A 26,201-nucleotide genomic window follows, 5' to 3' on the forward strand; every position below is an offset into this window, starting at 1 on the left:
TCCGGCCGGCCCAGCTCCGCCCGGATCAGCATGGCCATCAGGCCACCCAGGATGAAGAACATGAACGAGACGGCCAGATACATCAGGCCGATGGTCTTGTGGTCCGTGGTCCGCAGCAGGTTCGACAACCGCGACCCGCGGGTGGGGGTCTCCGCCGGGCTCGGCCGGCTCACGATGGGCCGCGGTGCGATGGCGGTCACGCGGCGGCTCCCGCACGGACGCGGGCACGCGCCCGGCGGTCGTCGATGCAGCTGCCGGACATGGTCGGCCCCCGGAGTTCAGTGACGTGGCGCGGTCGAGGCTCCGCTCCTGCGAGCGGCTCCCTCATGGTCGCCTACGCGCGCGGGTTCGGACACCCGGGGGGTGCCTGCCCGGCGGGCTCCTCAGCCCGCGGAGAGCCAGGCGGTCAGGTCCACGGCGACGCCGTCGTGGGCGTCGGCGTCGGGTACCAGCCAGGCACCCTCACGCGCCTGCCCGTCGGCCAGCCAGCGGGCGATGTCGCGGCCGAAGGCCGACTGCGCGCCCGCCGAGGGGGTGCCGACCGCGCCGACGAAGGTCACGTCGGTCACCTGCCCGTCCGCGTGGCGCAGCATCACGCGGCATCGGGCGCGACGGTGGCGGGCGGGCGGCACGGCCTCGCGGACGACGGCGGACTCGGCTCCCGCGGCGGCGGCGAAGCCGGGAGCGGCGCTACGCAGGCGGCTCACGAAGCGCTGGGCGTCGTCCATGGGGACGCCGGGCTCGGCGACGGCCAGCGCGAGAGCGCCGGCGCTGGCGACGGTCTCGAGCGGCAGCGCGCTGTCGATTGCGGCGCGCGGAACGGGGGGCAGGCTGCGGCGCCGACCGGCGTGGATGGTCTCCATGGTGACGGACAGTGTCGCCACGCCGGAGGCCGCGGGCCGGGGGGCGCGCCGACCGTGGGACGACTGGGGCGAACGGGTGGCTCGGCCGGGGTCGACCCTCAGCCGTGCGCCGGGCGAGCGGTGTCGGCGGGCACCGGCCCTGCCTCGGGCGAGCGTCCCGCCGCGGTAGCGGCCAGGTGCACGACGACGGCGCCCAGGCACAGCACGACCACACCCGCGACGACGTCGAGCAGGTAGTGGTTGCCGGAACCCATGACGACGAAGAACGTGCTGAACGGATAGGCCAGCGCCACCACGCGGACCCACGTGCGGCGGACGAGCAGGAGCAGCACCACACCGCACCAGGCGGCCCAGGCGCAGTGCAGCGAGGGCATCGCGGCGAACTGGTTGGAGATGGCGTCCGAGCCCGGCGTGCCGGACGCCGGCCACCAGCCCCAGCTGGAGGTCTGGCTCATGACGTCGACGAAGCCCTCGTCGCCCAGGAGCCGCGGGGGAGCGGTCGGCAGCCAGTAGAAGCCGATCAATGCCAGCGCGGTGGTGATCATGAGGACGCCGCTGGCCGCGCGGTACCGGGAGGGGCGGCGCAGGAAGAGCCAGGTGAGCACCGCCGGGGTGACGAGGAAGTGCAGCGTCGCGTAGTGCAGGGCGACCGCGCCCGCGACGACGTCGGTGCGGTGCACCCAGTCGTTGAGCCCGCGCTCGAGCGCCAGTGCCCAACCGTCCTCCAGGGCGAGGATGTCCCTCCCGTTCGCGTAGGCGCGGCCGACGACGTCCCCGACGCTGTTGCGCACCAGCGAGTAGACGCCGTACAGGACGGCGAGGAGGAGCACCTCCACCCACCACACCGGGCGCGAGAACGACCGGAGCAGGGCCGACCCGGCGGTCGGGCGGGCGGTGACCGCCACGGGACCGGACGGCGTCGGGGCGCCCGCGCCGGTCGGCACCAGAGTTGCGGTCACGTCCTGCTCATCTCGTCGGCGGAGGACTGTCGCACTCTCCATCGGACGATTCACAGCAGTTGTTGACCTGTCGGCGGCCGAATGCTCGGGGACTCCGGCGTCCGGCCGCCCGGACGAGACCAGGATCAGGCGCCGCCGCCGACCGGCACCACGCCGGCGCCCGTGCGCTCGGCATCGGGGGAACTCGCCGCGCGGCCCTGGCGTCGCTCGATGTACTGCGCCAGCCGTCCCAGCGAGTAGTTGATGGCGATGTAGAGCAGTGCGATCACGACGAAGGTCTGGATCGGGTTGTCGAGGACGCGTCGGATGCTCTCGCCCTGGCTGAGCAGCTCGTCGTAGTTGGCGATGAAGGTGACCAGCGAGGTGTCCTTGAGGACGACGACGAGCTGGCTGATGATCGCGGGCAGCATGGCGCGGAAGGCCTGCGGCAGCAGCACGATGCGCATCGTCTGGCCCCTGGTCAGGCCGGTGGCGAGCGCCGCCTCCCGCTGGCCCTTGGGCAGGGAGGCGACCCCGGCGCGCACGATCTCGGCGAAGATCACCATGTTGTAGGCGGTCAGCCCGATGACCAGTCCCCAGAACACCTGCCCGCCCGGGAGCCCGCTGAAGTCGAGGCCCACGTCGTCGAGCACGCGCACGCCGATGTAGATGAGCACGACGACGGGCAGTCCGCGGAGGACCTCGACGACGGCGACCAGCGGGAGCCGGCCCGCGCGTCCCCAGGAGAGCCGGGCGACGGCGATCAACGTGCCGAGCACGACCGACAGCACCATCGCCACGACGGCGGCCTTGATCGTGTTGACGATGCCCTCGGCCACGAGCTCCCAGACCAGCTCGAAGGACTCGTTCGACGGGTCGATCCACGGGCCCCACGCCTCCATGGAGAACTGCCCGCGGTCGGCCAGGCGGCGCACCACCACGAAGGCGAGGCCGAGGAGGACCAGCACGGCCACCACGGTGCCGATCGCCGTCCGGCGACGGGCCTTCGGTCCCTGCGCGTCGTACAGGACGCTCTCCTGCTGGCTCATCGGACGATCGCCACCCGTCGCTCGATGACCTGGAGCACCGCACCGGCCGGCAGGGTGAGGAGCAGGAAGCCGACGGCGACCCCGCCGACGAACACCGGCAGCGTCTCGTACCCGCGGGCGCTGGTCAGCGTCTGCCCGACGCTCCACAGGTCCCCGCCCACGCCGAAGGCGCCCACGACGGCGGAGTTCTTGAACATGGCGATGATGACGCTCCCCAGCGGGGGGACCACGGTGCGCAGGGCCTGGGGGAGGATGACGAACCGCAGCGTCTCCGAGAACTTCAGGCCGATGGACCGCGCCGCCTCGGCCTGGCCGGCGGGCACCGAGTTGATGCCCGAACGGATCGCCTCGCAGACGAAGGCCGAGGTGTAGAGCACCAGCCCGAGGACGCCGAAGAAGAAGAACGAACGGTTGATGCCGATCTCCGGCAGGCCGAAGGCGCAGGCGAAGAGCACCACCGAGAGCGGGGTGTTGCGGAAGGTCGTCACCCAGAACGAGCCGAAGGCCCGCAACGGCGGGACGGGGGAGACGCGGCAGGCGGCGATGACGACGCCCAAAAGCAGGGACCCGATCATCGCCACCACGATGATGCGCAGCGACGTCAGGAACCCGTCGACGAACAGGTCGATGTTGTCGAAGACGGCGTCCATGTGCTCTCCCTCCTCCCGGACGTGGTGTCGTGCGCGCGTCCGCGGCCGGCCGGCGGGGACCGGCCGGCCGCGGAGCGGTGATCAGTCGGTCAGACGCACTCGTTGGCGTCGGGCAGTTCGGGGGTCTGGGTGCCCTCGATCTGGCCTGCCGTGGCCTCCCAGGCTGCGACGTAGGCATCCTCGTTCTCGGCCAGCGTCTCGTTGATGAACTGGCAGAACTCGACGTCGCCCTTCTCGATCCCGATGCCGTACGGCTCCTCGGTGAACTGCTCGCCGACGAGCTTGAACTCGCCGTCGCTGTCGGCGACGTAGCCGAGCAGGATCACGTTGTCGGTGGTGACGGCGTCGACCTGGCCGTTGCTCAGCGAGTCGACGCACTGCGCGTACTCGTCGAAGAGCACCAGCTGGCTACCGGGGTCGGCCAGGTAGGGCTGGATCTGCTCCGACGGCGTGGACCCGGTCGCGGAGCAGACCTTGAGGTCGGGGTTCTCCTCGAAGGACTCCGGTCCGGTGATCTCGTCGTTCTCCGACAGCACCATGATCTGCTGCCCGGCCTCGTAGTACGGGCCGGCGAAGGTGATCCGCTCGGCGCGCTCGTCGTTGATCGTGTAGGTGGCGACGACCATGTCGACCTCGCCGCCCTCGAGGACCTCCTCGCGCACCGCGGAGGGCGTCTCCTGCCACTCGATGTCCTCCGGCGCGATGCCGAGCTCGGCGGCGATGATCTTCGCGATCTCGACGTCGAAGCCCTCGAGCTCGCCGTCGAGGCCTTCCAGACCGAAGAACGGCTGGTCGTACTTGGTGCCGATCCGGATCGAGCCCTGCTCGGCGAGCTCGGCCATGGTCGTGCCCTCCTCGAACTCGGGGGCCTCGGCGACCTCCGGCTCGGGTGCGGCCGACTCGTCGTCGCCACCGCAGGCTGCGGCGGTCAGGGCGACGACGGACAGGGTGGCTACCAGGGCGGTGCGGCGGATCAGCATCGTTCGGTCCTCTCGCTCGGTGGATCTGGGGGTGTTCAGTGGGTGAGGATCTTCGAGAGGAAGTCCTTGGCCCGGTCGGACTGCGGGTTGGTGAAGAAGGTCTCCGGCTCGGCGGTCTCGACGACCTTTCCGCCGTCCATGAACACCACGCGGTTGGCCGCCCGGCGGGCGAAGCCCATCTCGTGCGTGACCACGACCATCGTCATGCCGTCCTTCGCCAGGCCGACCATGACGTCGAGGACCTCGTTGATCATCTCCGGGTCCAGGGCCGAGGTGGGCTCGTCGAAGAGCATCACCTTGGGTTCCATGGCCAGGGCGCGGGCGATGGCCACGCGCTGCTGCTGACCGCCGGAGAGCTGTGCGGGGTACTTGTCGGCCTGGGAGGCCACGCCCACCCGCTCGAGCAGCTCCCGGGCCCGCCGGTCGGCCTCGGCCTTCGGCTTCTTGCGCACCTTGACCGGGCCGAGCGCGACGTTCTCCAGGACCGTCTTGTGCGCGAAGAGGTTGAAGCTCTGGAACACCATGCCGACGTCGGCCCGCAGGCGGGCGAGCTCCTTGCCCTCCTCGGGCAGCAGCGCGCCGTCGATGGTGATCTCGCCGTTGTCGATGGGCTCGAGCCGGTTGATGGCGCGGCACAGCGTCGACTTGCCCGAGCCCGAGGGCCCGATGACGACGACGACCTCGCCGCGGCCGATCTCGAGGTCGATGTCCTGCAGGACGTGCAGTTCGCCGAACCACTTGTCGACGCCGGACAGGCGGACGAGAGGCTCTCCGTTCGGGCGGCTGGTCACTCCGGGGACACTAAAGCCGGATCGCGTCGTATCCCGACCCGTGGGATCACGAAGCCGTAACGAACGCGGATCTTTCCCCCTGGCGGGGCACCTGCGGTCGTCCGCCGACCCGGCGGTGCGGGCGCCGTACCCTCGCTGCTGTCATGGAGAGCGCAGGAGAGAGCCCCGAGCGCACCTACCGGGTGCGCACCTACGGGTGCCAGATGAACGTCCACGACTCCGAGCGGCTGTCCGGGCTGCTGGAGCAGGCCGGTTACGTGGCCGCCGCCGAGGGGAACGACGCCGACGTCGTCGTCCTCAACACCTGCGCGGTGCGGGAGAACGCCGACAACCGGCTCTACGGCAACCTCGGCCATCTGCGCCCGGTGAAGGACGCCCGTCCCGGCATGCAGATCGCCGTCGGCGGGTGCCTCGCGCAGAAGGACCGCGGCGAGATCGTGCGCCGCGCGCCCTGGGTCGACGTCGTCTTCGGCACGCACAACGTCGGGTCGCTGCCGGCGCTGCTCGACCGCGCGCGGCACAACGCCGAGGCGCAGGTGGAGATCGTCGAGTCCCTCGAGGTCTTCCCCTCGACCCTGCCCGCGAAGCGGGACTCGGCCTACTCGGGCTGGGTGTCGATCAGCGTGGGCTGCAACAACACCTGCACGTTCTGCATCGTCCCTGCGCTGCGCGGCAAGGAGAAGGACCGCCGTCCCGGCGAGATCCTGGCCGAGGTGCAGGCGCTGGTGGACCAGGGCGTGCTCGAGGTGACGCTGCTGGGGCAGAACGTGAACGCCTACGGCGTGGAGTTCCGCGAGCGGGGCGCCTTCGCCGACCTGCTGCGATCGGCGGGCCGGATCGAGGGCCTGGAGCGGATCCGCTTCACCAGCCCCCACCCGCGGGAGTTCACCGACGACGTCATCGAGGCGATGGCGGAGACCCCCGCGGTCTGCCACCAGCTGCACATGCCGCTGCAGAGCGGGTCGGACGACGTCCTGCGCCGGATGCGCCGCGGCTACCGGCAGGAGCGCTACCTCGGGATCATCGACCGCGTCCGTGCCGCCATGCCCGACGCGGCGATCACCACCGACATCATCGTGGGCTTCCCCGGCGAGACCGAGGCCGACTTCGAGCAGACCCTCGAGGTCGTCCGGAGGGCCCGCTTCGCCAGCGCCTTCACCTTCCAGTACTCCAAGCGGCCCGGGACCCCGGCCGCCGAGATGGACGAGCAGCTCCCCAAGGCGGTCGTCCAGGAGCGCTACCTGCGGCTGACCGCGCTGCAGGAGGAGATCAGCTGGGCGGAGAACCGCGCGCAGGTCGGCCGGCGGGTCGAGCTGCTCGTCGCCGCGGGGGAGGGCAGCAAGGACGCCGCCACCGGGCGGCTGTCCGGCCGGGCCCGCGACGGCCGGCTGGTGCACTTCACGCACGTCCACGGCGTCCGGCCCGGCGACGTCGTCGAGACGGTCGTGACCGACGCCAAGCCGCACTTCCTCGTGGCCGACGGCGCGCTGCTGTCCCACCGCCGGACGCGGGCGGGCGACGCGAGCGAGGCCGGCACCCGGCCGACCACGGCCGGGGTCACGCTGGGCATGCCGCGGATCGGGGTCCCGGACCCGCTGCCGGTCCTCGCAACCGGCTGCTGAGGCCCCGCCGCAGGGCCCCGCCGCGAGCGAGCGAGCGGTGGGGGGCGGCGGGGTCCTTCCTCACCGGCGGGCGGACTTCTCCGCCTCGGCCAGCCACTCGCGGCGGGTGGCGAGGTTGGCCTGCGCCTCGCTGATCCGCCGCTGGTCACCGGCGGCCTCGGCCTTGGCCAGCTGCTCCTCGGCCTTGGTCACCGCGGCGCGCATGGAGGTGACCATCGGGTTCTCCGCGGCGGCGCGGGGCCGGCCGGCGTCGGCTGCGCCGCGGACCTTCTGCTCCACCGCCTGCATGCGGTCCTCGAGCTGCCGCATGACCCCGCGCGGCACGTGGCCGATGGCGTCGTACCGCTCCTGGATCTTGCGCAGCGCGTTCTGCGCCCCGCGGAGGTCCTTGGTCGGGTCGAGCCGCTCGGCCTCGGCCAGCAGCTCCTCCTTGAGCGCCTGGTTGGCCGTCTCGTCGCTGGTGCGGGCCTTGTCCGACTCGGTTCGGGCGGCGAAGAAGACGTCCTGCGCGGCGCGGAACTGCTTCCACAGGTCGTCGTCGCCGTCCCGGCCGGTGCGCGGCACCGCCTTCCAGCGGTCCATGAGCGAGCGCATCGCCGCGCTCGTCGGACCCCAGTCGGTGGAGGAGGAGAGCCGCTGCGCCTCCGTGATCAGCTCCTGCTTGGCGCCCCGCGCCTCGCCGCGCTGCGCGTCGAGCTGGGCGAAGTGCGCACCCCGCCGACGGCCGAAGGCGTCCCGGGCGGCGGCGAAGCGCGTCCAGAGCGCCTCGTCGGTCTTCCGGTCGATGCCCCGGATCGCCTTCCACTCCTCGACGATCGCCTTGAGCCGGTCCCCGGCGGCCTTCCAGGCCGTGGACTCCTCGGCGATCGTCTCCGCCTCGGCGGCCAGCGCCTCCTTGCGGGCCACCTGCGCGGCGCGCGCCGCGGCCTTCTCGGCCCGGAACTCGGCCGCGGCGGAGTCGGCGGTCCCGACCATGGCGCGGGCCCGGGCGGCGAGCCCGTCGAGGTCGCCGACGGCGGCCGCGCCCGGGATCGACTCGGCGAGGGCCTGCGCCTTGCTCTTGATCTCGGCCGGGTTGCCGGTGTGCGCCTTCAGGCGGGCCTCGAGCAGCGTGACCTCGGTGGCGAGGTCGTCGAACCGGCGCGCGTAGTGGGCGAGGCCGGCCACGGGCTCACCGGCCTGCCAGGAGCCGACGGCGCGCTCGCCCTCGGCGGTGCGGACGTAGACGGTGCCGTCGGCGTCGACGCGGCCCCACTGGGACGGATCGCTGACGGGTCCGGCACCGGGCGCCATCGACGCGGGGGAGGGCACGGCGGGGGCGGGGATCGGCGCCGCGGGCGCAGCCACCCCGGGGGCGGCCGGCGCCTCGGCGTCGGGCGCCGCGGCCGGCGGCTCGGTCTCCGGCGCGGTCGTCCCGGAGGCGTCGGCCACCGCGGGTGCCGTGCTCCCGGCGGACGCGACCTCGGTGGCCGCCGCCTCGGGCTCGGCCGGCGGGACCGCGGCCTCGGGCGCCACCGTCTCGAGGGTCTCGGCGGCAGGAACCGCCACCTCGGGAGCGGTCTCCTCCGTGCCTCCCGCCGCGGTGGTCGGCTCCGTCGTGGGGTCGGGGAGGGCGGCCTCGGCAGGCGTCGGCGCGTCGGGTGTCCCGGCGTCCGGCGTCACCGCCGCGGGTACCTGCTCCACCTCCGGGGTCGCGACGTCGGGAGTCTCCACAATCGGTGGAGTGGCCTGCTGCGCCCCGCTGCCGGGGTTGTCCGTGCTCGACACTCCGGCAGTGTCCCACGTCCCATCGGCGAGACTGAGTGCGTGAGCGCCGAATCGGGAAGTCCACCCCTTCCCTCCGCCGGGGACGGCCCCTCCGTCGCCTTCTGTCCCCCCGCGCCGCTGCTGCTGCCCGCGGTCGAGGGCCGCGCCGTCGCCGAGACGACCGACCTGCGCCGGGCGTGCCGGGCAGCCGTCGCGGCGATGCTGGCGGTCGGCCCCGAGACCGTCGTCGTCGTGGCCGAGGCGCCCGCAGGGACCCGGCACGGCGCCGGTGACGTCGCCCGTCTCCGCGGGCTCGGGCTCGACCTCGACGTCCCCTTCGCGGGCCCGTCGGCCGCCGAGCCCGGGATCGCGGGAGTCGGGTTCGGGGTCGGTGCCTGGCTGCTGGACGAGGCCTCCTTCGCTGGACGACGGATCGGCGTCGGGCCGGCGGACCTGGCCGGTGTGCTCGGCGAGTGCGCGGGCCCGGTGGGGGTGCTCGCCCTGGGCGACGGCTCGGCGCGCCGCGGCGTGAAGGCACCCGGCTACCTCGACGAGGCCGCCGGCCCCTTCGATGCCGTCGTCGCCGGTGCACTCGCGCGCGGCGACGCCGCAGCGCTCGCGGCGCTCGACCCGGCCGAGGGACGGCGGCTGCTGGCTGCCGGCGTGCCGGTCTGGCGGGCGGTCGGCAGCGCCCTGGCCGGCCGCTCGATCGCCGGCCGGCTGCACGCCGATGCCGCACCGTTCGGTGTCGGCTACCTGGTGGCCGACTGGACGGCGCGATGAGCGACGTCCCGCCCGTGGTGGCGGTCGTCGGCCCGACCGCCACCGGGAAGACCGCGCTGGCCGTCGCGCTGGCCCAGCGGCTCGGGGGCGAGGTGGTCAACGCCGACTCCATGCAGCTCTACCGCGGCATGGACATCGGCACCGCCAAGCCCGACGCGGCCGAGCGCGACGGTGTGCCGCACCACCTGCTGGACCTGTGGCACGTGCGCGAACCGGCGTCGGTGGCCGAGTACCGGCAGCGGGCGCGGGCGGAGATCGACCGGCTGCGGGCTGCGGGCGTCGTCCCGCTGCTGGTCGGCGGTTCGGGGCTCTACGTCCGGGCGGTGCTGGACGAGCTCGACTTCCCGGGCACCGACGCCGCCGTGCGCGCCCGGCTGGAGGAGGAGCTCGCCGTCGTCGGCCCGGCGGCGCTGCACGCCCGCCTGGCGTCGGTCGACCCGGCAGCGGCGGCGGCCGTCCTGCCCGGCAACGGACGGCGCATCGTCCGCGCGCTGGAGGTCGTCGAGATCACCGGCGGACCCTTCCGGGCCACGATGCCCGAGCCGGTGCCGCACTACCCGGCGGTCGTGCTGGGCCTGGACCGGGAGCCGACCGGGCTCGACGCGCGGATCGCGCTGCGGGTGGACCGGATGTGGGCCGCAGGGTTCGTCGCGGAGGTCGAGGTCCTCGCCGCCGACGGGCTGCGCGAGGGGCCGACGGCGTCGCGCGCGCTCGGCTACGCGCAGGTGCTCGGCCAGCTCGACGGCACGCTGACCCCCGAGGAGGCCCGCGAGCGGACGGTGGTCACCACTCGCCGGTTCGTGCGCCGGCAGCGCTCCTGGTTCCGCCGCGATGCGACGACCACCTGGCTGGACGCCGCCCGCCCCGACCTGCTCGACGCCGCTCTCGCCGGGATCGCCGACCGTACGATCGGCCGGTGACCGCCACCCCCCGCGTGCTGATCGGGCACGGCACCGAGAACGACTTCGTCGTGCTGCCCGACCCGGACGGCTCCGTGTGGCCCGGGAAGCGGCTGGACGCGGCGATGGTCCGCCGGCTGTGCGACCGCCGCGCCGGACTCGGTGGCGACGGCGTCCTCCGGTTGGTCCGCAGTGCCCACGTGCCCGACGCCGCCGACGTCCTGGGCGCCGAGCTGGCGGCCTGCGAGTGGTTCATGGACCACCGCAACGCCGACGGCTCCTACGCGGAGATGTGCGGCAACGGCATCCGGCTGTTCCTCCACGCGCTGGTCGCGGAGGGGCTGCTGGGCCGGGCGGCGTGCCTCGACGGCGTCCTGGTCGGCACCCGCGGTGGGCCGCGCCGGGTCGGGGCGTCCCCCGACGGCGGCTACTGGGTGGACATGGGGCCCGCACGCGAGTTCGGGCGCGGATCGGCCGAGGTGGACGGCTCGACGTTCACCGGCGCGGCGGTGTCCATGGGCAACCCGCACCTGGCGGCGCTCACCGACGTCGACGTCGACACCCTGGACCTGAGCCGGGAGCCGGCCTTCGACGCCGGTCTCTTCCCCGACGGCGTCAACGTCGAGCTGATCAACGTGCTCGAGCCGGGTGTGCACATCCGGCTGCGGGTGTTCGAGCGGGGCGTGGGGGAGACCCGCTCCTGCGGCACCGGGGCGTGCGCGGCCGCCTACGCGGCCCTCGCTGACGCGGGACGCGACGAGGGGACCGTCGTCGTCGACGTCCCCGGGGGCCGCCTGTCGGTGCAGGTCGACCCCCGGACGACGGTGCTCACCGGCCCGGCGGTGCTGGTGTCGGCCGGATCGCTGTGCCGGGAGTGGCTCGGCGACTGACGCCTCGCTACGACGCCTCAGCGGCGGTCGTCGTCGGGCGGCAGGGGCACCATCGCGTCGTCGTCGTCGGTGGCCGGAGGGGTGGGTGGCGCCCCGCGGCCGCTGTCCTGGTCGGCGCCCCCGCCCATCGGGTTGCGCGGCGGGCCGCCGATGCCCACCGGATCCCGGCCGGGGTCCTCCACGTCGCTGTTCGCCCCGAGGCTGCTCGATCCGCTCGCGGTCATCGGTTCCTCCTCGTCGTGCGGAATGCGGTCCGAGAGGCCCTACCCGCCGATCGCGGGATGCACCCGGACCGGTTCTGCGTTGCACCCCGTGATGACAACTGAGGTGACCCGCATGCCCGACCGTGCCACGCTGGACCCGATGACGACCGCCCCGGAGCGCATGCCGCTCGACGACGAGCCCCGCCGCGCGCCTGCCGCGCGACCCGACGCGACGGACGACACCACCGGTTCCTACGCCCTCGAGGCCCGTGGCGCGCTGCGCCGCGTGGCCGGGCTGGGCACCGAGCTGGCCGACGTCACCGAGGTCGAGTACCGGCAGCTGCGCCTCGAGCGCGTGGTCCTCGTCGGTGTCTGGACCGAGGGGACGCAGGCCGACGCGGACCGTTCCCTGGCCGAGCTCGCCGCGCTCGCGGAGACCGCCGGCTCGGAGGTCCTGGAGGCCGTGAGCCAGCGCCGTGACAAGCCGGACGCCGCCACCTACGTGGGATCGGGCAAGGCCGGCGAGATCCGCGACATCGTCGCCGCGACGGGCGCGGACACGGTGATCTGCGACGGCGAGCTGACCCCCGGTCAGCTCAACCAGCTGGAGAAGGTACTCAAGGTCAAGGTCGTCGACCGGACGGCGCTGATCCTCGACATCTTCGCGCAGCACGCCACCAGCCGGGAGGGCAAGGCCCAGGTCGAGCTGGCGCAGATGCAGTACATGCTGCCGCGGCTGCGCGGCTGGGGTGAGTCGCTGTCCCGGCAGGCCGGTGGCCGGGTGGCCGGCGGTGGCGGTATCGGTACCCGCGGCCCCGGTGAGACGAAGATCGAGACCGACCGCCGGCGGATCCGGACGCGCGTCAGCAAGCTCCGCCGCGAGATCGCTGGCATGGCGACCGCCCGGGCCACCCAGCGCAGCAGCCGGGACCGCAACGCGACCCCCAGCGTGGCGATCGCCGGGTACACCAACGCCGGCAAGTCCAGCCTGCTCAACCAGCTCACCGGTGCCGGCGTCCTCGTGGAGAACGCGCTGTTCGCCACCCTGGACCCGACCGTCCGCCGGGCCGAGGGGCCCGACGGTCGCGAGTACACCCTCACCGACACCGTCGGCTTCGTCCGGCACCTGCCCCACCAGCTGGTCGACGCCTTCCGGTCGACGCTGGAGGAGGTGGCCGCGGCCGACCTGCTGCTGCACGTCGTCGACGGCTCCGACCCCGACCCGCTGGGCCAGATCAACGCGGTGCACGTCGTGCTGCGGGAGATCGACGCCTCCGCGGTGCCCGAGGTCATCGTGGTCAACAAGGTCGACGCCATGGACGAGGAGGCCATCCTCACGCTCCGCCAGGCACTGCCCGGAGCGGTGTGGGTGTCGGCCCGGACCGGCGCCGGGATGGACACGCTGCGCGAGCTGATCGCAGCCCGCCTGCCGCACCCCGACACCGACGTCGACGTCCTGGTGCCCTACGACCGCGGCGACCTCGTGGCCCGCGTGCACCGGGACGGCGAGGTGCTGGCCGAGGCGCACGAGGCCGGGGGTACCCGCCTGACCGCGAAGGTCGACGGTGCGCTCGCCGCGGCGCTCGAGGAGTTCGCGGCGCCAGTCGGCTGAACCGCCCGCGGCGCCCGGCGCTCGGATCACGGTCAGGTCACGGACCGGTACGGTGAGCGGGTGACGAGCGGCGTGGTGTGCGACGCCGGCGTGCCCGAGCGCACCCGTGCGGTCTCGATCGGGCGCCCGCCGTGGTGGCTGCTGCTCCTCGCCCTGCTCGTGGCCGGCCTGGTCACCGCCGACCTGCTCGCCGGCGGGGCCCTGGAGCGGCTGGACCTGTGGGTCTCCGACGTCGTCCGCGGCTGGGGACTGCGCGACTCGGCCGCCTATCCGGTCATCTGGGCGATCACCCAGCTCGGCGGTCGAGGCACGATCCTCATCGTCCTGGCCGTGCTCGTCGGCTACCTGGCCTGGCGGCATCGCACGGGGATGCCGCTGCTGCGGGTCCTGCTCGCGCTGGGCACGCTCACCGTCGGCGTCTACGCGGTCAAGTTCGGTACCGGTCGGACCGCGCCCGGGCACCCCGACGAGCTCTTCTTCCACGTCGACGGCGCGTCGTTCCCCTCGGGGCACGTGGCCAACGCCGTCATCATGTGGGGAGTCGCCCGCTGGCTGGCCGTCGAGTACGAGATGCCTGTCCGGGTGCAGCGCGCGTTCTGGTGGCTGAGCGTCGTCGGACCGGTCGCCACCGGCGTCTCGATGGTGTCGCTGGACTTCCACTGGGTGACCGACGCGGTCGTCGGTGCCGCCGTGGGCGTGCTGCTGCTGGGCGTGGTTCATGCACTGGACGCGATCGTTCTGTCACGCTGGGTTCGTGCCCGACCAGGCCGGCAGACCGCGTAGCGGCTTCGGAGGACGGCGTGCCACCCGCGCCGTAGGGCTCGTGGTGGCGGTCCTCCTCGGCTTCTCGCTGCCCGTCGTGGGGGCGACCGTCGCCGTCGCCCAGGAGCCGGACGCTCCTGCACCGGCCGTCCGGTGCCAGATCACGGATCCCGCGCTGGCGGAGATCTCCGGGCTGGTCGACCTCGGCGAGCGCATGCTCGTCATGAACGACGGCGGGGACGCGCTCAGCGTCTCGGTGCTCGACGCCGGGTGCCAGGTGCTCGAGACGCGGACCGCCGCCGTCGACCCCTACGACCCCGAGGATCTCGCCCTGGGCGCCGACGGGACCCTCTGGCTGGCCGACGCCGGGGACAACAACTCCGTGCGCTCGACCGTCGCCCTGCTGGCGCTGCGGCCGGACGGGTCCGCGGCCGTGCACCGGCTCAGCTACCCCGACGGCGCCCACGACTCCGAGGCGCTGCTGCTCGCGCCCGACGGCACCCCGTACCTGGTCACCAAGGACGTGCTGGGGTCCAGCGGTGTGTACCGGCCCACTGGCCCGCTGTCGGCCGAGGCGGCCGTTCCGATGGAGCGGGTGGCGACGGTCAACATGACGCTCACGGGGACCCCTGGCGGCCCGGTGGGACGCGCCGGGCAACTGCTCGTCACCGGGGGAGCGGTGGCGGGCGACGGGCACGCACTGGCGTTGCGCACCTATACCGATGCCTACGTGTGGCCGCTGTCGGGCTCGGACGTCGTGGGTGCCCTGGCCGGGACCCCGGTACGGGTTCCGCTGCCCGAGTCACCCCAGGGCGAGGCGATCAGCTTCACCGGGGACGACGCGCAGCTGGTCATCGCCAGCGAAGGCGTGCCCAGCGAGGTGGTCGTGGTGCCGATCTCCGCGGTCACGCCGGCGTCCGCCGCGGCGCCGGCCGACGGCCCGGTGCCCAGCCTGACCGAGCTCACCAGCTCGGGCAGGTCGCCGGTCACCTCTGCGCTGATCGCGGCCGCCGTGGCGACCCTCGTGGTGTGGCTGGTCCCCAAGCTGCGCCGTCGCCCGCGGTCCTGAGTCGCCGCGCCTGCCGGCACCCCGCCCGGGCGACCGCCCGCTGGTGCGGCCGGTGACCCGGACGGGGCCTGGGGTCAGACCCTGCGCAACACCGAGACGACGCGGCCCAGGACCGTCGCGTCGTCGCCGGGGATCGGCTCGTAGGCCGGGTTGTGCGGCAGCAACCAGACGTGCCCGTCGCGCCGCTTGTAGGTCTTGACCGTCGCCTCGCCGTCGATCATCGCGGCGACGATCTCGCCGTTCTCCGCCGTGGGTTGCTGGCGCACGACCACCCAGTCGCCGTCGCAGATGGCGGCCTCGACCATCGAGTCGCCGACGACCTTGAGCATGAACAGGGTGCCCTCGCCGACCAGCTCGCGGGGCAGCGGGAAGACGTCCTCCACCGCCTGCTCGGCGAGGACGGGACCGCCGGCGGCGATCCGGCCGACCAGGGGCACGTACGTCGGGGCGGCGAGCGGCTCGTCGGTGCCGGCCACCGGCTCGGCGAGCGGCGCCACCGGACGCGAGGTGTCGCCCGGCAGCCGGACGTCGAGGGCGCGCGGGCGGTTGGGGTCCCGACGCAGCCAGCCCTTCTTCTGCAGGACCGAGAGCTGGTGGGCCACCGAGGAGGCCGAGGAGAGGCCGACGGCCTCGCCGATCTCGCGCACCGAGGGCGGGTAACCGCGCCGGTCGATGGAGTCCCGGATGACCTCCAACACCCGGCGCTGGCGCTGGGTCAGCCCGTCGCCGTCGGCGCCGCGGTCGGGGAAGGAGCGCACCGACGCGCTGCCGTTCTCCGTGTCCGGTCCCGACGCCGTGCTGCGCGTCCGTCGGCCGCCCGACGTCCCGCTGGTCTCCGCCACGTCTCCTCCTCGCGGGCTGCCGGTGCAGCCGTGCTGGTCGCGTCCCAGGAACCGTAGCGCCGATCACGCCTGCTTTCAAACAGGTGTTCGAAGACGGCCGTCGTGTCGGGTCGCTTCTGTCGGTGGCGTCCGGTAGACATCGCACAGACGTTCGATTCGAACAGCCGTTCGAAGACCGTGGTGGACGTGCGGGTCGGGAGGAGTGGTCGTGGGAAGTGTGGCGCAGGCCGTGGTGGAGTTCGACGAGGCGGTGCAGGCGCCGTGGCGCCCGCCGCTGGCGGGTGGAGCCGGACGACAGGGGCGGTTGCGCGCGGTGCCGGACCTGCTGCACGACCCGGCTCCCCTGGCCCGGGGTGCCGGGCGTTCAGCGGTCGGTGCTGCGGCCCACCGCGGGCACCCGGCTGCGGCACGGGTGCGCAGGCCGCATCCGGCGGGCTCGACGACGCCGCGACGACCGGCGCCGTACCGCGCCGGCGGCGACCCGCGGGTGGCGCCCGCGCTCCGGCTGACCCGGCGCGCGCGGCGGCTGGGCGTGGTGCTCGGCCTGGCGGTCGGGGTCGCCCTCGGGTCCTGGGTGGGCTCGGTCGTCGCCGGGGGCCAGGACGGCGGGCTGCGTCTGGCCGGGGAGAGCAGTGTCGTCGTGCAGCAGGGCGACACGCTCTGGTCCATCGCCGGCGCGGTCGCGGACGAGGGGGACGACCTCCGTGCCGTCATCGCCGAGATCCGGGCCCTCAATGGGCTTCCCGACGCCACCCTGGTCCCCGGTCAGCTCCTCGTCCTGCCGTGACCGGGGGGGCCACGCGCATCGGACGGCTGCGCGACAGGGCAACACCTCTCCAACCTGGGGCGACGAGTTCGTCAATGATCAGCCCGGGCGCCTTCACGCACCGTCGCGAACCGAACGCTTACGGTCATCGCGTGTCAGGTCCCACGGAGAGCCGCGCCGCTGTGTTCACCCGTTCCCCCCAGTCCGTCGAGGTCTACCAGGCGGGTACGTGGTGGCAGGGCGAACTGCTGGGTTGGCGGCACGACGCCTCGGGAACGTGCCAGATGTGGGTCCGGGTGGTCGTGGGCGGCGTCGAGGAGACGGCGTGGATCGATCTCGCCGCGCTGCGCCTGCCCGAGCGGGACCTGTCCCCGGCCACGGAGCCCAGTCGCATCGACTCCCGCGTGAAGCAGGAGCTCCCACCTGCCCAGGCGGTCTCGGCCTTGCGGGGCCGTCCGGTGAGCGGGAACGCCGACGCCACCGCCGCGCTGCCCTTGATCCGTGACGAGGCGCCGCCCCCCGCGGGGAGCGCCGCTGCCGCGGCGCCCGCCGCATCCGGGACGCGCCCGGGTGGACGCCGGCGCGCTCCGGAGGACGCGGACGTCCAGGTCGTCGTCGCCGCGCAGGTGCCGGTCCCCGCCGGTCGTCACCGGGCCCCCGGTGACGAGGGTCGGCACCGTGCGGCCGACACCGAGGTGTTCGCGGCGGTCGCCGACGAGGCGGAGCCGGTCGCGGCCGTGTCGGCGGAGGCGCGCCCCGAGGCGGAGTCGCGGCCGCAGGCCGAGTCGCGCCGCGCGACCCGTCCGCACGTCGGTGGGGGATGGGCGGTCTTCGCGCGCACGGCGCGCCCCGAGGAGTCCTTCGGCCGCCCGGAGGTCTGCACCGGCCGGATCGACGCCGAGCCGGACCTGCTGACGCGTCCGATGCGACTCGGCGACCTCGGCCCGTCCTCGGGTTCCCGGCGCCCGCGGGTGAGCGGCTCTCTCTCCGGCGTCTGACGCCACCACCGGCGCACCGCACGGCCGCCTGGCCGGCCGGCGCGTGTCCGGACCGCCATGGCGACCGTCGACCGTCGTCGCCGGACCCGAGCCGTGATCCGCGAAGGTGCACTCGGCGGTCGACCTCCCCGCTCCGCGTGCTCCGCAGGGACGGTGTCGGCCGGGTGCGGGACGGTTCGGCGCGCAGTTTTCCGGCGCGTCCCCGGGCGTGTCGTGTGACAGGTGGAGTGCCCTGTTCCTGCGGGTGACAGCCGGGTCAGAGCGGAACACGCCGACAGGGACATCGCTTGCACATCTAGTGGGGCCCGACTTAGGGTTCCACTAGATCTAGTAGTTACAGAGCTGTAAGCCGCGTCCACAGGCCGGTCCTCAGGTTCTCCCCGCGACGTCCACCGGATGTCCCCAGGAGGGTCCACAGGACGACCCGGGCGAGGAGCCGCGAAGGGAGGTGGACCGCGATGCGCTGCCCGTTCTGCCACAACCCCGACAGCCGGGTGATCGACTCGCGGGAGGCCGACGAGGGGGCCACCACCCGTCGTCGCCGTTCGTGCCCCCAGTGCGGCCGGCGGTTCACCACCGTCGAGGAGGCCGTCCTCGCCGTCGTGAAGCGCAGCGGCGTCAGCGAGCCGTTCAACCGCTCGAAGGTCGTCGCCGGCGTGCGCCGGGCCTGCCAGGGCCGGCCGGTCGACGAGGACCAGTTGGCCCTGCTCGCCCAGCAGGTCGAGGACACCATCCGCGCCACCGGCGCGGCGGAGGTCCCCGCTCACGAGGTGGGACTGGCCATCCTCGGGCCGCTGCGCGAGCTCGACGAGGTCGCCTACCTCCGCTTCGCCAGCGTCTACCGCGCCTTCACCTCGGTGGCCGACTTCGAGAAGGAGATCGCCGAGCTGAAGGCCCGCCCCGCGGGCGGTGCCGAGACCGGGCCGCCCGGCAGCTCCTGAGAACTGTCAGTACCGACCGCTAGACAGCACGTCGGGCACGTCGATCGCGGCTCTTCCCCAGCCCTCCGATCCACCACCGCGCGGCTCCACGGCGCGCACCGAGCACCACACCGAGCACCACACGACCAGGGAGAGCTCCACACCATGACCGAGACCGACGACCGCTTGGCCGGCACCCGCGCGCGGCGCACCCCGAAGGCGCCCAGCCGCAAGGGCCTCAAGATCAAGCGCGTCTTCACCACCGCCGGTGTGCACCCCTACGACGATGTGACGTGGGAGCGCCGCGACGTCGTCATGACCAACTGGCGCGACGGCTCGATCAACTTCGAGCAGCGCGGTGTCGAGTTCCCCGCCGAGTGGAGCATCAACGCCACCAACATCGTCACGACCAAGTACTTCCGCGGCGCCGTCGGCACCCCGCAGCGCGAGACCAGCCTGCGCCAGCTCATCGACCGGGTGGTGCTCACCTACGGTGCGGCAGGCCGCGAGCACGGCTACTTCGCCACCGAGGGCGACGCCGAGATCTTCGAGCACGAGCTGACCTGGATGCTCATGCACCAGTACTTCAGCTTCAACTCGCCCGTGTGGTTCAACGTCGGCACGAGCTCTCCCCAGCAGGTCAGCGCCTGCTTCATCCTCGCCGTCGACGACGAGATGGACTCGATCCTCAACTGGTACCGCGAGGAGGGTCTGATCTTCAAGGGCGGCTCCGGTGCCGGCCTCAACCTCTCCCGCATCCGCTCGTCCAAGGAGCTGCTCTCCTCCGGCGGCACGGCCTCGGGCCCGGTCAGCTTCATGCGCGGCGCCGACGCCTCCGCCGGCACCATCAAGTCCGGTGGCGCCACCCGGCGTGCGGCGAAGATGGTCGTCCTCGACATCGACCACCCCGACATCGAGGAGTTCATCGAGACCAAGGCGCGCGAGGAGGACAAGATCCGCGCGCTGCGGGACGCCGGGTACGACATGGACCTCGGCGGCAAGGACATCACCAGCGTCCAGTACCAGAACGCCAACAACTCCGTGCGCGTCTCCGACGAGTTCATGCGCGCCGTGGAGGAGGGCACCGAGTTCGGTCTCCGCGCCCGCATGGACGGCTCGGTCATCGAGACCGTCGACGCCAAGACGCTGTTCCGCAAGGTCACCCAGGCCGCCTGGGAGTGCGCCGACCCGGGCATCCAGTACGACGACACGATCAACGACTGGCACACCAACCCCGAGACGGGCCGGATCAACGCGTCCAACCCCTGCTCGGAGTACATGAGCCTGGACAACAGTTCGTGCAACCTGGCGTCGCTGAACCTCATGAAGTTCCTCAAGGCCGACGGCACCTTCGACTCGAAGAACTTCGTCAAGGCCGTCGAGCTGGTCATCACCGCGATGGACATCTCGATCTGCTTCGCCGACTTCCCGACCGACCCGATCGGTGAGACGACCCGCGCCTACCGCCAGCTGGGCATCGGCTACGCCAACCTGGGCGCGCTGCTCATGGCGACCGGCCACGCGTACGACTCGCGGGGTGGCCAGAGCCTGGCCGCGGCGATCACCTCGCTGATGACCGGCACCGCGTACCGCCGCTCGGCGGAGCTCGCCGGCATCGTCGGCGCGTACGAGGGCTTCGCCCGCAACGCCGACGCCCACGCCCGGGTCATGCGCAAGCACTCGGCGGCCAACGACGCCATCCGCCCGGTCGGTGCGGACGACGCCGACGTGCTCCGCGCGGCCACCGCGCAGTGGCAGGACTGCCTCGAGATCGGCGGCGAGAACGGCTGGCGCAACGCCCAGGCCTCGGTGCTCGCCCCGACCGGCACCATCGGCTTCATGATGGACTGCGACACGACCGGCATCGAGCCGGACTTCTCGCTGGTCAAGTTCAAGAAGCTCGTCGGTGGCGGCTCGATGCAGATCGTCAACCAGACGGTGCCGCGGGCACTGCGCAGCCTGGGCTACCAGGAGGAGCAGATCGAGGCGATCGTCGAGTACATCGCCGAGCACGGCCACGTGGTGGACGCGCCGACCCTGCGCCCCGAGCACTACGAGGTGTTCGACTGCGCGATGGGCGAGCGCGCCATCTCCCCGATGGGCCACGTCCGCATGATGGCCGCGGTGCAGCCCTTCATCTCCGGCGCGATCAGCAAGACGGTCAACATGCCGGAGACGGCGACCATCGAGGACGTCGAGAAGATTTACTTCGAGGGCTGGAAGGTCGGCCTCAAGGCGCTGGCCATCTACCGGGACAACTGCAAGGTCGGCCAGCCGCTGTCCGGTGGCAAGGGCAAGAACGACGGCACCAAGGAGGAGGTCGCGGTCGCGGCGGCGGCCCCGACGGCGCTCTCGCACCCGGTGCGCAAGCGGCTGCCCAAGAAGCGGACGAGCGTCACGACCTCGTTCAGCGTCGCCGGCGCCGAGGGCTACATGACCGCCGGCATGTACGAGGACGGCAGCCTCGGTGAGGTGTTCCTGAAGCTCGGCAAGCAGGGCTCGACCCTGGCCGGTGTCATGGACGCCTTCTCGATCGGCATCTCGCTGGCCCTGCAGCACGGTGTGCCGCTGGAGACCTACATCTCCAAGTTCACCAACATGCGTTTCGAGCCGGCCGGCATGACCGACGACCCGGACATCCGGATCGCCCAGTCGGTGATGGACTACATCTTCCGCCGCCTGGCGCTGGACCACCTGCCCGTCGAGAAGCGGGCCGGCCTCGGCATCTTCACCGCCGAGGAGCGGGCCGCGCAGGTGTCCGGCTCCTACGGCACCTCGGCCAGCACCCCGGCCGTCACCGAGGAGGAGGAGGTCGACCTGGAGCAGTTGCGTGGCTCCGCGCCGATCGAGACCGCCAAGGTGGAGGAGAAGGTCACCCCGGAGGGTCCGAAGTCGGTCAAGGAGGCCCACTCCTCGGCCGAGCTCCTCGAGCTGGTCACCGGCACCGCCACCGACGCGCCGCTGTGCATGACCTGCGGCACGAAGATGCGCCCGGCCGGCAGCTGTTACGTCTGCGAGGGCTGCGGCTCCACCAGCGGCTGCAGCTGATGTGAACGGCCAGGGAATGTTCCTGCTGGCGTGGACAGAGATGTCTCAGGTCCGGACACCCATGTTCCGGAGTTGGCCAGCGGGACATTCCCTTGCTTTCTTGGCCCGTCAACCGGCCCGGTTCCTCGTCGAGGGCCGGGCTGTTGGCGTCCGGCGAGGTGATGCAGGTGCCCGCACCGAGGTCGCAAGTTGCTGGCGTCCCTGGTCACAAGACTTCTACGCCCCCGGCGTAGTCGGTGACGGCCGCTTCATCAGCGTGCCGACACGCCCCACCATCGTCTCCGACCGGAACGATGAAACGACGACGCCCCCCGGTTGCCGCCGGAGGGCGTCGTCACAGACCACCCTGGGAGGGGCGGGCCTGCGGTGTGTGTAGACACAGCAGTCTGTCTCTCCCGGTGGTGGTACACAACCACCGGAAAGGAGAGTGTTTCGTGAAACGAAACACCCGTCAGACGGGCTCCAAGGCGGCTACAGCAGCCGGCAAGGTGCTCGCCAAACGAAAGAGCACGAAGTCCGAGAAGGCCGCTGCGGCGTCTGCGCTCTCGCAGGCTCCAAAGCGGCGGAAGTAGCCCGCCATGGGGCCCCACAACTGGGTCTTGACGGTCATCCGCTGCACACGACACCGCAAGGATTGCCCGACGATCTGCGTACGCGTTGAAGACGAGGTCCCTGGACCTCTGCGCTGCACGCCGGGCGGTGGGAGCGCCGGCGGGGGCAGTGGTGACGCGAACCAGATGGATTGTCCGTGTAGCGGGCGGTTCGATACATCGGACATCGGCCGCCGTGTTGCGGACGCGCTCCGACGCGGCAGGGGTGAGTGGATCCGCCGTGGTGCCGTGGTGATCGAGATCTGATCCAGGCGCCAAGGGGTTGGGCAGGGCGGCAGCCTGCCCAACCCCTCGGTGACTCAACGGCACATACGTGTGCGTCGGTCACGAGGGTGCAGCACCGTTCGCCTGCCGCTCGGTACGGCTCGAAGGGCGACCTCCGCTGAATCGTCAGCGTCGGCACTTACTGTCGCGGCATGACATTCGACGACGCGGGCTCCGAGCTGCTCTGGGAGACGAGACGGGTCGGGCGGCCCGTCGGTACGCATTTCTCAGCGGGCGGCTCCAGCCCGCTCGCGCGTGCTGACGACACCAACAAGCTGGAGACGCACGCAGTCCTGGGTGACGTCGTCGACGAGGACGATGGGCCCGACGACTCGAATGTGGCGCTTGCCGTCGGGCTCGGGGCCCTGCTGACCCTCGGAGCGCTGGGCGCGGCGCGCCTTGTGCAGGGCTGGTGGACGAGTCGACCGGCGACGGAGGAGAAGTCTGCTGAGGCGGGAGATGTCAACGGAGCCGCTACGTCCGAAGGGGACACGACATCTGTGGCGGCGTTCGCGACCGAGGTCGAGGTTGCCCTCGAGCAGCACCGGACGGAGATGTGCAGCGCGGAGGCGCAGCGCCGCATCGTCGACATCATGCTGGCGGCGGCCGTCATCGCGGAAAACGTGAGAGCCCTCTCGGACGCCGAGCTCGACGACGACGCACACTCGAAGCTGAAGAACGCCCTTGCCGAACTGGCGGCTCCGGACGTCGCGGACGGCATCAACCGAGCGCTCGCGGCAGACCCGTCCCTGCTCGACGACCGAACGTCGGGTCGTGTCGTGGAGCTCTTCGGGGGAGGACGCACCGTCGACGGGAGGTACGTGCCGCTGCGCAGCGACCGAGTCGCCGAGGTGCTAACGCTGCCCCGGGTTGCCTGACCACGCTTCTTCCGCGAGGAGCGGGGTTGTCCTTCACGCGAGGTCCGGCGGGACGGCCGTGGGGGTGAGGACGACGCGTCCGATCGCCCGCCGGCTCTCGATGTACTCGTGCGCGGCGGCGGCCTCGGCGAGCGGGAAGGTGCGGTCGACGAGAACGGTGAGCCGGCCGGCGGCGACGTCGTCCACCAGGTCCTGCACCATCGTCTGCACCCGCGGTGTCGTGATCTCCCCGCCCAGGTAGACGCCGGTCAGCGACTGGTTCTGCCGGCCCAGCACACCGGCGTTGAACGGCGTCATGTCCCGCCCGGCGTTCCCGACGGTGATGGCGCGACCCCGGCGGCCCAGACAGGCGACGGACTGCTGCAGGGTCGAGCCACCGACGGAGTCCACGACCAGGTCGACGCCGCGTCCGCCGCCCAGGCTCCGCACCTCCTCGACCCAGCCGCTCGTGGAGTAGTCGACGGCGTGGTCCAGGCCGAGCTCGGCCAGGGGCTCGAGGCGGGCGAGGGACGACGCGGTGGCGATGACCGTCGCCCCGGCTCGCTTGGCGAGCTGGATCGCAGCCACGCCGACGCCGCCGGCCCCGGCCTGGATGAGGACGGTTTCGCCCTCCTTCAACCGCCCGAACTCGAAGAGGCAGTCGTGCGCGGTGCCGAACGGGATCGGCACGCAGGCGACGGCGGTGGCGTCGGCGCCCTCGGGGATCTTCCAGGTGGTCCTGGCGGACACCGCCCACAGCTCGGCGTGCGACCCGTGGCTGTTGGTGGCGACCACCCGGTCCCCGACGGCCCGGTCGGTCACGTCGTCCCCGACGGCGACGATCGTCCCGGCGGCCTGGTACCCGACGATGTGCGGGTCAGAGAACAGCGGGCCGGCCAGCCGGTTGAGGGTGTCCCCGCCCTCGATCGAGACGGCCTCGACCTGGATGACGACACCTCCCGGGGCGACGACGGGATCGGGGACGTCCTCGTACTGCAGGACATCCGGGGGACCGTTGCGGTGGTAGACGGCAGCCTTCATACGTGCGCTCCTGATCGTCGAGGGGGTCGTGGTCGGCCTGACCGGACGGTCACGTCGCATCCGGCCCGGCGTGCCCCTGACCATGAGCCGGGAACAGGAATCGGGCGGACGGCACGACCCTCCTGACCTTGCCACGGGCGGTGACGTGGCTCATAGGCGCCGTCCGAACGGTCGTGGCGGTACTGGTCGGCACCCGCGATGGCCTCCCGGATCAGCCGAGCAGCTCCTCGGGCCCGGTCACGCTCTTCGATCGCAGGTACTCGCCGACGGACTTGCCGATCTGGTCCACCCGCAGGTTCGACGAACCGCCCGTCCCGAGCAGGCCCTGCAGCACGAAGTGCACCGCGCGCAGGTGCGGGAACTCGTGCCGCACCACCCCCAGCTCCGCGGCCTCCGGCATCAGCGCACGCAGGCCGTCGCTGGACAGCGTCGTCCGCAGCCACTCGAAGTGCGCCGGATCGCTCACCCACAGCCCGACGTTGCAGTTGCCGCCCTTGTCACCGGCCCGCGCGTGGGCCAGCTCGCCGAGCTGCACCCGCCGGCCACCCGAAGGTGCACCAACGGCAGGCTCGGGGTGCCGCGGCTGGGCCACCTCGTCCTCGGTCGCGGTGCGGGACGGCGTCGGCGCATCGAGCACCGTGCCGTCGTCCAGCACCGCCCGGTGGACCAGCACCTCGGCCGGCAGCAGGGCCGGCCAGTAGTCGATCCGCGGCCACGGCTCCCGCGCCGCCTGCGCGTGCCCGTCGTGGTGGAACCCTGGGAAGCCCTGCAGGTACAGGCTGCTCACCGCCGCGTGGAATCCGCGCAGCTGCTCGCGTTCCCGCGCGGTGGCGATCACCCGGATCGGCACCGTCGCCTCCCACTGCGTGGCCGGGTCCGGCGCCGCGGTGCCCAGGGCGGTCACGTCCAGCTCGTCGACGACGCCGTCCAGCAGCAGCCCCAGCTGCTCGCGCAGCAGCGCCACCTTCCCCGCGACGTCCGGCGACGTGCAGAACAGCATCGTGGAGATCTCGAAGCCGATCGGCGCGAAGACGGCGACCTTCGCGGTGACGGGTGGGGGAGATCCGGTCACCGGGCCGATGGCCACCCGGTCCGGGCCGACATCGGTCAGCCGCACGGTCTCCAGGTGCACCGTGGCGTCCGGGTTCAGGTACCGCGGCCCCTGGATCTCGTACATCAGCTGCGCGGTCACCGTGTCGACGGTGACCATCCCGCCGTCGCGCGCGTGCTTGGTGATCACGCAGCTGCCGTCGGCGGCGATCTCCGCGATCGGGAAGCCGGGCCGGGCCATCCCGGGCACGGTGCGGAAACCCGAGAAGTTGCCGCCCGTGGCGTGCGCCCCGCACTCGATGATGTGCCCGGCCGTCACCGCACCGGCCAGGGCGTCCCAGTCGTCCGGCGTCCACCCGTGCCACCAGGCGGCGGGGCCCACGGTGAGCGAGGCGTCGGTGACCCGGCCGGTGACCACGATGTCGGCACCGGCCCGCAGCGCCTCCGCGATCCCGAACCCGCCGAGGTAGGCGTTCGCCGCGATCGGCTCCACGCCCCAGTCCTTGAGCGGCGCGGACGTGTCCAGGTGCTCCAGCGCGAAGCCGTCGGCGTGGAACTCGTCGAGCCGGCCGAGCAGGTTGTCGCCCTCGACGTGCGCCACCCGCAGCGGGACCCCGGCGGCGGTGACGAGCTTTTGCACCGCGGCGGCCATCCCCGCCGGATCGAAGCCGCCGGCGTTGGTCACCACCTTGATCCCGCGCTCGGCGAGCCCCGGCAGGTGCGGCGCGACCTGGCGCAGGAAGGTCGGCACGTAGCCCCCGCGCTCGGGGTTCTGCCGGTAGGTGGTGGCCAGCCCGGCGAGCGTCACCTCGGCCAGGTAGTCACCCATCAGCACGTCGACCGGATCCCCCGCCAGCGCCTCCTCGATCGCGGTGAACCGGTCGCCGAGGTAGCCGGAGAAGTTCCCGATGCGGATCGGGGGTCGCTCGCTCATGTGCGGACCGTAG

At 72.7% G+C, this 26,201-nt stretch carries 23 protein-coding genes and 1 pseudogene; 12 read left to right on the forward strand and 12 right to left on the reverse strand.

Going from position 1 to position 26,201, the window contains the following annotated elements:
- From RM425_RS11475 to RM425_RS11505, 7 genes and pseudogenes are all read right to left on the reverse strand, one after another.
- Positions 1–200 (reverse strand): annotated as a pseudogene (locus tag RM425_RS11475) (cytochrome ubiquinol oxidase subunit I); the annotation flags it as partial.
- Positions 201–383: 183 nt separating this feature from the next.
- Positions 384–863 (reverse strand): hypothetical protein, encoded by a 480-nt coding sequence (locus RM425_RS11480; protein ID WP_311345337.1) that lies wholly within the window; start codon positions 861–863, stop codon positions 384–386.
- Between the two features lie 98 nt (positions 864–961).
- The gene (locus RM425_RS11485; RefSeq protein WP_311345338.1) at positions 962–1,822 is read right to left on the reverse strand and encodes a phosphatase PAP2 family protein; all 861 of its coding nucleotides are present in this window, start codon (positions 1,820–1,822) and stop codon (positions 962–964) included.
- 125 nt (positions 1,823–1,947) lie between these two features.
- On the reverse strand, positions 1,948–2,850 hold the full coding sequence (locus RM425_RS11490; protein WP_311345339.1) for an amino acid ABC transporter permease: 903 nt from the start codon (positions 2,848–2,850) through the stop codon (positions 1,948–1,950).
- Positions 2,847–3,500 carry an amino acid ABC transporter permease gene (locus RM425_RS11495; RefSeq protein WP_311345340.1) on the reverse strand — a complete coding sequence of 218 codons (654 nt, stop codon included), beginning with the start codon at positions 3,498–3,500 and terminating at the stop codon, positions 2,847–2,849. Before RM425_RS11495 ends, RM425_RS11490 begins: the two co-directional genes overlap by 4 nt.
- A gap of 89 nt (positions 3,501–3,589) precedes the next feature.
- Positions 3,590–4,480, reverse strand: a complete 891-nt coding sequence (locus RM425_RS11500) for a glutamate ABC transporter substrate-binding protein (protein WP_311345341.1) — start codon at positions 4,478–4,480, stop codon at positions 3,590–3,592.
- Between the two features lie 35 nt (positions 4,481–4,515).
- Entirely contained in the window at positions 4,516–5,271 is a 756-nt protein-coding gene (locus RM425_RS11505; RefSeq protein ID WP_311345342.1) for an amino acid ABC transporter ATP-binding protein, read from the reverse strand.
- A gap of 143 nt (positions 5,272–5,414) precedes the next feature.
- Here RM425_RS11505 and miaB point away from each other — a divergent pair, with 143 nt between their 5' ends.
- Positions 5,415–6,893 (forward strand): tRNA (N6-isopentenyl adenosine(37)-C2)-methylthiotransferase MiaB, encoded by a 1,479-nt coding sequence (gene miaB / locus RM425_RS11510; RefSeq protein ID WP_311345343.1) that lies wholly within the window; start codon positions 5,415–5,417, stop codon positions 6,891–6,893.
- Positions 6,894–6,953: 60 nt separating this feature from the next.
- Here the strand turns inward: miaB and RM425_RS11515 are convergent, their stop codons facing one another.
- The gene (locus tag RM425_RS11515) at positions 6,954–8,660 is read right to left on the reverse strand and encodes a DUF349 domain-containing protein (RefSeq protein ID WP_311345344.1); all 1,707 of its coding nucleotides are present in this window, start codon (positions 8,658–8,660) and stop codon (positions 6,954–6,956) included.
- Between the two features lie 39 nt (positions 8,661–8,699).
- On the opposite strand from RM425_RS11515, the gene RM425_RS11520 reads away from it, so the two are divergent.
- From RM425_RS11520 to dapF, 3 genes are read left to right on the forward strand one after another with little or no spacing between them, the layout of a single operon-like run.
- On the forward strand, positions 8,700–9,422 hold the full coding sequence (locus tag RM425_RS11520) for a class III extradiol ring-cleavage dioxygenase family protein (RefSeq protein WP_311345345.1): 723 nt from the start codon (positions 8,700–8,702) through the stop codon (positions 9,420–9,422).
- Positions 9,419–10,342, forward strand: a complete 924-nt coding sequence (miaA, locus tag RM425_RS11525; RefSeq protein WP_311345346.1) for a tRNA (adenosine(37)-N6)-dimethylallyltransferase MiaA — start codon at positions 9,419–9,421, stop codon at positions 10,340–10,342. The genes RM425_RS11520 and miaA overlap by 4 nt, the downstream gene beginning before the upstream one ends.
- Positions 10,339–11,211 carry a diaminopimelate epimerase gene (gene dapF / locus RM425_RS11530; RefSeq protein ID WP_311345347.1) on the forward strand — a complete coding sequence of 291 codons (873 nt, stop codon included), beginning with the start codon at positions 10,339–10,341 and terminating at the stop codon, positions 11,209–11,211. The genes miaA and dapF overlap by 4 nt, the downstream gene beginning before the upstream one ends.
- A gap of 17 nt (positions 11,212–11,228) precedes the next feature.
- Here the strand turns inward: dapF and RM425_RS11535 are convergent, their stop codons facing one another.
- Positions 11,229–11,435 carry a hypothetical protein gene (locus RM425_RS11535; RefSeq protein ID WP_311345348.1) on the reverse strand — a complete coding sequence of 69 codons (207 nt, stop codon included), beginning with the start codon at positions 11,433–11,435 and terminating at the stop codon, positions 11,229–11,231.
- Positions 11,436–11,547: 112 nt separating this feature from the next.
- On the opposite strand from RM425_RS11535, the gene hflX reads away from it, so the two are divergent.
- Genes hflX through RM425_RS11550 form a run of 3 tightly spaced genes read left to right on the forward strand, consistent with a single transcriptional unit; the run spans position 11,548 to position 14,857 of the window.
- A complete protein-coding gene (hflX, locus tag RM425_RS11540) occupies positions 11,548–13,026 on the forward strand; it encodes a GTPase HflX (protein WP_311345349.1) in 1,479 nt (492 codons plus the stop codon).
- Between the two features lie 60 nt (positions 13,027–13,086).
- Positions 13,087–13,809 (forward strand): phosphatase PAP2 family protein, encoded by a 723-nt coding sequence (locus tag RM425_RS11545; protein WP_311345350.1) that lies wholly within the window; start codon positions 13,087–13,089, stop codon positions 13,807–13,809.
- Positions 13,781–14,857 (forward strand): hypothetical protein, encoded by a 1,077-nt coding sequence (locus tag RM425_RS11550; protein ID WP_311345351.1) that lies wholly within the window; start codon positions 13,781–13,783, stop codon positions 14,855–14,857. The genes RM425_RS11545 and RM425_RS11550 overlap by 29 nt, the downstream gene beginning before the upstream one ends.
- Positions 14,858–14,931: 74 nt before the next feature.
- On the opposite strand, the gene lexA is transcribed toward RM425_RS11550, so the two are convergent.
- Positions 14,932–15,699: a transcriptional repressor LexA gene (gene lexA, locus RM425_RS11555; RefSeq protein ID WP_396137043.1), complete on the reverse strand. Its 768-nt coding sequence runs from the start codon at positions 15,697–15,699 to the stop codon at positions 14,932–14,934.
- Positions 15,700–15,907: 208 nt separating this feature from the next.
- Here lexA and RM425_RS11560 point away from each other — a divergent pair, with 208 nt between their 5' ends.
- The 5 genes from RM425_RS11560 to RM425_RS11580 all read left to right on the forward strand — a co-directional run bounded on the left by RM425_RS11560 (position 15,908) and on the right by RM425_RS11580 (position 23,184).
- Entirely contained in the window at positions 15,908–16,486 is a 579-nt protein-coding gene (locus RM425_RS11560) for a LysM peptidoglycan-binding domain-containing protein (protein WP_311345352.1), read from the forward strand.
- Positions 16,487–16,617: 131 nt separating this feature from the next.
- Positions 16,618–17,463 (forward strand): hypothetical protein, encoded by an 846-nt coding sequence (locus RM425_RS11565; RefSeq protein WP_311345353.1) that lies wholly within the window; start codon positions 16,618–16,620, stop codon positions 17,461–17,463.
- 458 nt (positions 17,464–17,921) lie between these two features.
- Positions 17,922–18,404 (forward strand): transcriptional regulator NrdR, encoded by a 483-nt coding sequence (gene nrdR / locus RM425_RS11570; RefSeq protein WP_311345354.1) that lies wholly within the window; start codon positions 17,922–17,924, stop codon positions 18,402–18,404.
- Positions 18,405–18,548: 144 nt separating this feature from the next.
- Positions 18,549–21,431 carry a vitamin B12-dependent ribonucleotide reductase gene (locus RM425_RS11575; protein WP_311345355.1) on the forward strand — a complete coding sequence of 961 codons (2,883 nt, stop codon included), beginning with the start codon at positions 18,549–18,551 and terminating at the stop codon, positions 21,429–21,431.
- Positions 21,432–22,458: 1,027 nt separating this feature from the next.
- Entirely contained in the window at positions 22,459–23,184 is a 726-nt protein-coding gene (locus RM425_RS11580) for a hypothetical protein (protein ID WP_311345356.1), read from the forward strand.
- 33 nt (positions 23,185–23,217) lie between these two features.
- Here RM425_RS11580 and RM425_RS11585 read toward each other — a convergent pair whose 3' ends face one another.
- The gene (locus RM425_RS11585; protein WP_311345357.1) at positions 23,218–24,204 is read right to left on the reverse strand and encodes a quinone oxidoreductase family protein; all 987 of its coding nucleotides are present in this window, start codon (positions 24,202–24,204) and stop codon (positions 23,218–23,220) included.
- Between the two features lie 211 nt (positions 24,205–24,415).
- The gene (locus RM425_RS11590) at positions 24,416–26,188 is read right to left on the reverse strand and encodes an acyclic terpene utilization AtuA family protein (protein WP_311345358.1); all 1,773 of its coding nucleotides are present in this window, start codon (positions 26,186–26,188) and stop codon (positions 24,416–24,418) included.
- Positions 26,189–26,201: the final 13 nt, after the last annotated feature.

The sequence above is a fragment of the Blastococcus goldschmidtiae genome (genome assembly GCF_031845325.1).
Taxonomy (GTDB): Bacteria; Actinomycetota; Actinomycetes; order Mycobacteriales; family Geodermatophilaceae; genus Blastococcus; species Blastococcus goldschmidtiae.

What these genes read in the sequence shown, in the direction of transcription:
- RM425_RS11500 (WP_311345341.1), bottom strand. Translation starts at nt 4,480, where the DNA reads ATGCTGATCCGCCGCACCGCCCTGGTAGCCACCCTGTCCGTCGTCGCC.
- RM425_RS11495 (WP_311345340.1), bottom strand. Translation starts at nt 3,500, where the DNA reads ATGGACGCCGTCTTCGACAACATCGACCTGTTCGTCGACGGGTTCCTG.
- RM425_RS11580 (WP_311345356.1), top strand. Translation starts at nt 22,459, where the DNA reads ATGACATTCGACGACGCGGGCTCCGAGCTGCTCTGGGAGACGAGACGG.
- RM425_RS11585 (WP_311345357.1), bottom strand. Translation starts at nt 24,204, where the DNA reads ATGAAGGCTGCCGTCTACCACCGCAACGGTCCCCCGGATGTCCTGCAG.
- RM425_RS11590 (WP_311345358.1), bottom strand. Translation starts at nt 26,188, where the DNA reads ATGAGCGAGCGACCCCCGATCCGCATCGGGAACTTCTCCGGCTACCTC.
- hflX (WP_311345349.1), top strand. Translation starts at nt 11,548, where the DNA reads ATGCCCGACCGTGCCACGCTGGACCCGATGACGACCGCCCCGGAGCGC.
- nrdR (WP_311345354.1), top strand. Translation starts at nt 17,922, where the DNA reads ATGCGCTGCCCGTTCTGCCACAACCCCGACAGCCGGGTGATCGACTCG.
- miaB (WP_311345343.1), top strand. Translation starts at nt 5,415, where the DNA reads ATGGAGAGCGCAGGAGAGAGCCCCGAGCGCACCTACCGGGTGCGCACC.
- RM425_RS11480 (WP_311345337.1), bottom strand. Translation starts at nt 863, where the DNA reads ATGGAGACCATCCACGCCGGTCGGCGCCGCAGCCTGCCCCCCGTTCCG.
- RM425_RS11490 (WP_311345339.1), bottom strand. Translation starts at nt 2,850, where the DNA reads ATGAGCCAGCAGGAGAGCGTCCTGTACGACGCGCAGGGACCGAAGGCC.
- RM425_RS11575 (WP_311345355.1), top strand. Translation starts at nt 18,549, where the DNA reads ATGACCGAGACCGACGACCGCTTGGCCGGCACCCGCGCGCGGCGCACC.
- RM425_RS11535 (WP_311345348.1), bottom strand. Translation starts at nt 11,435, where the DNA reads ATGACCGCGAGCGGATCGAGCAGCCTCGGGGCGAACAGCGACGTGGAG.
- miaA (WP_311345346.1), top strand. Translation starts at nt 9,419, where the DNA reads ATGAGCGACGTCCCGCCCGTGGTGGCGGTCGTCGGCCCGACCGCCACC.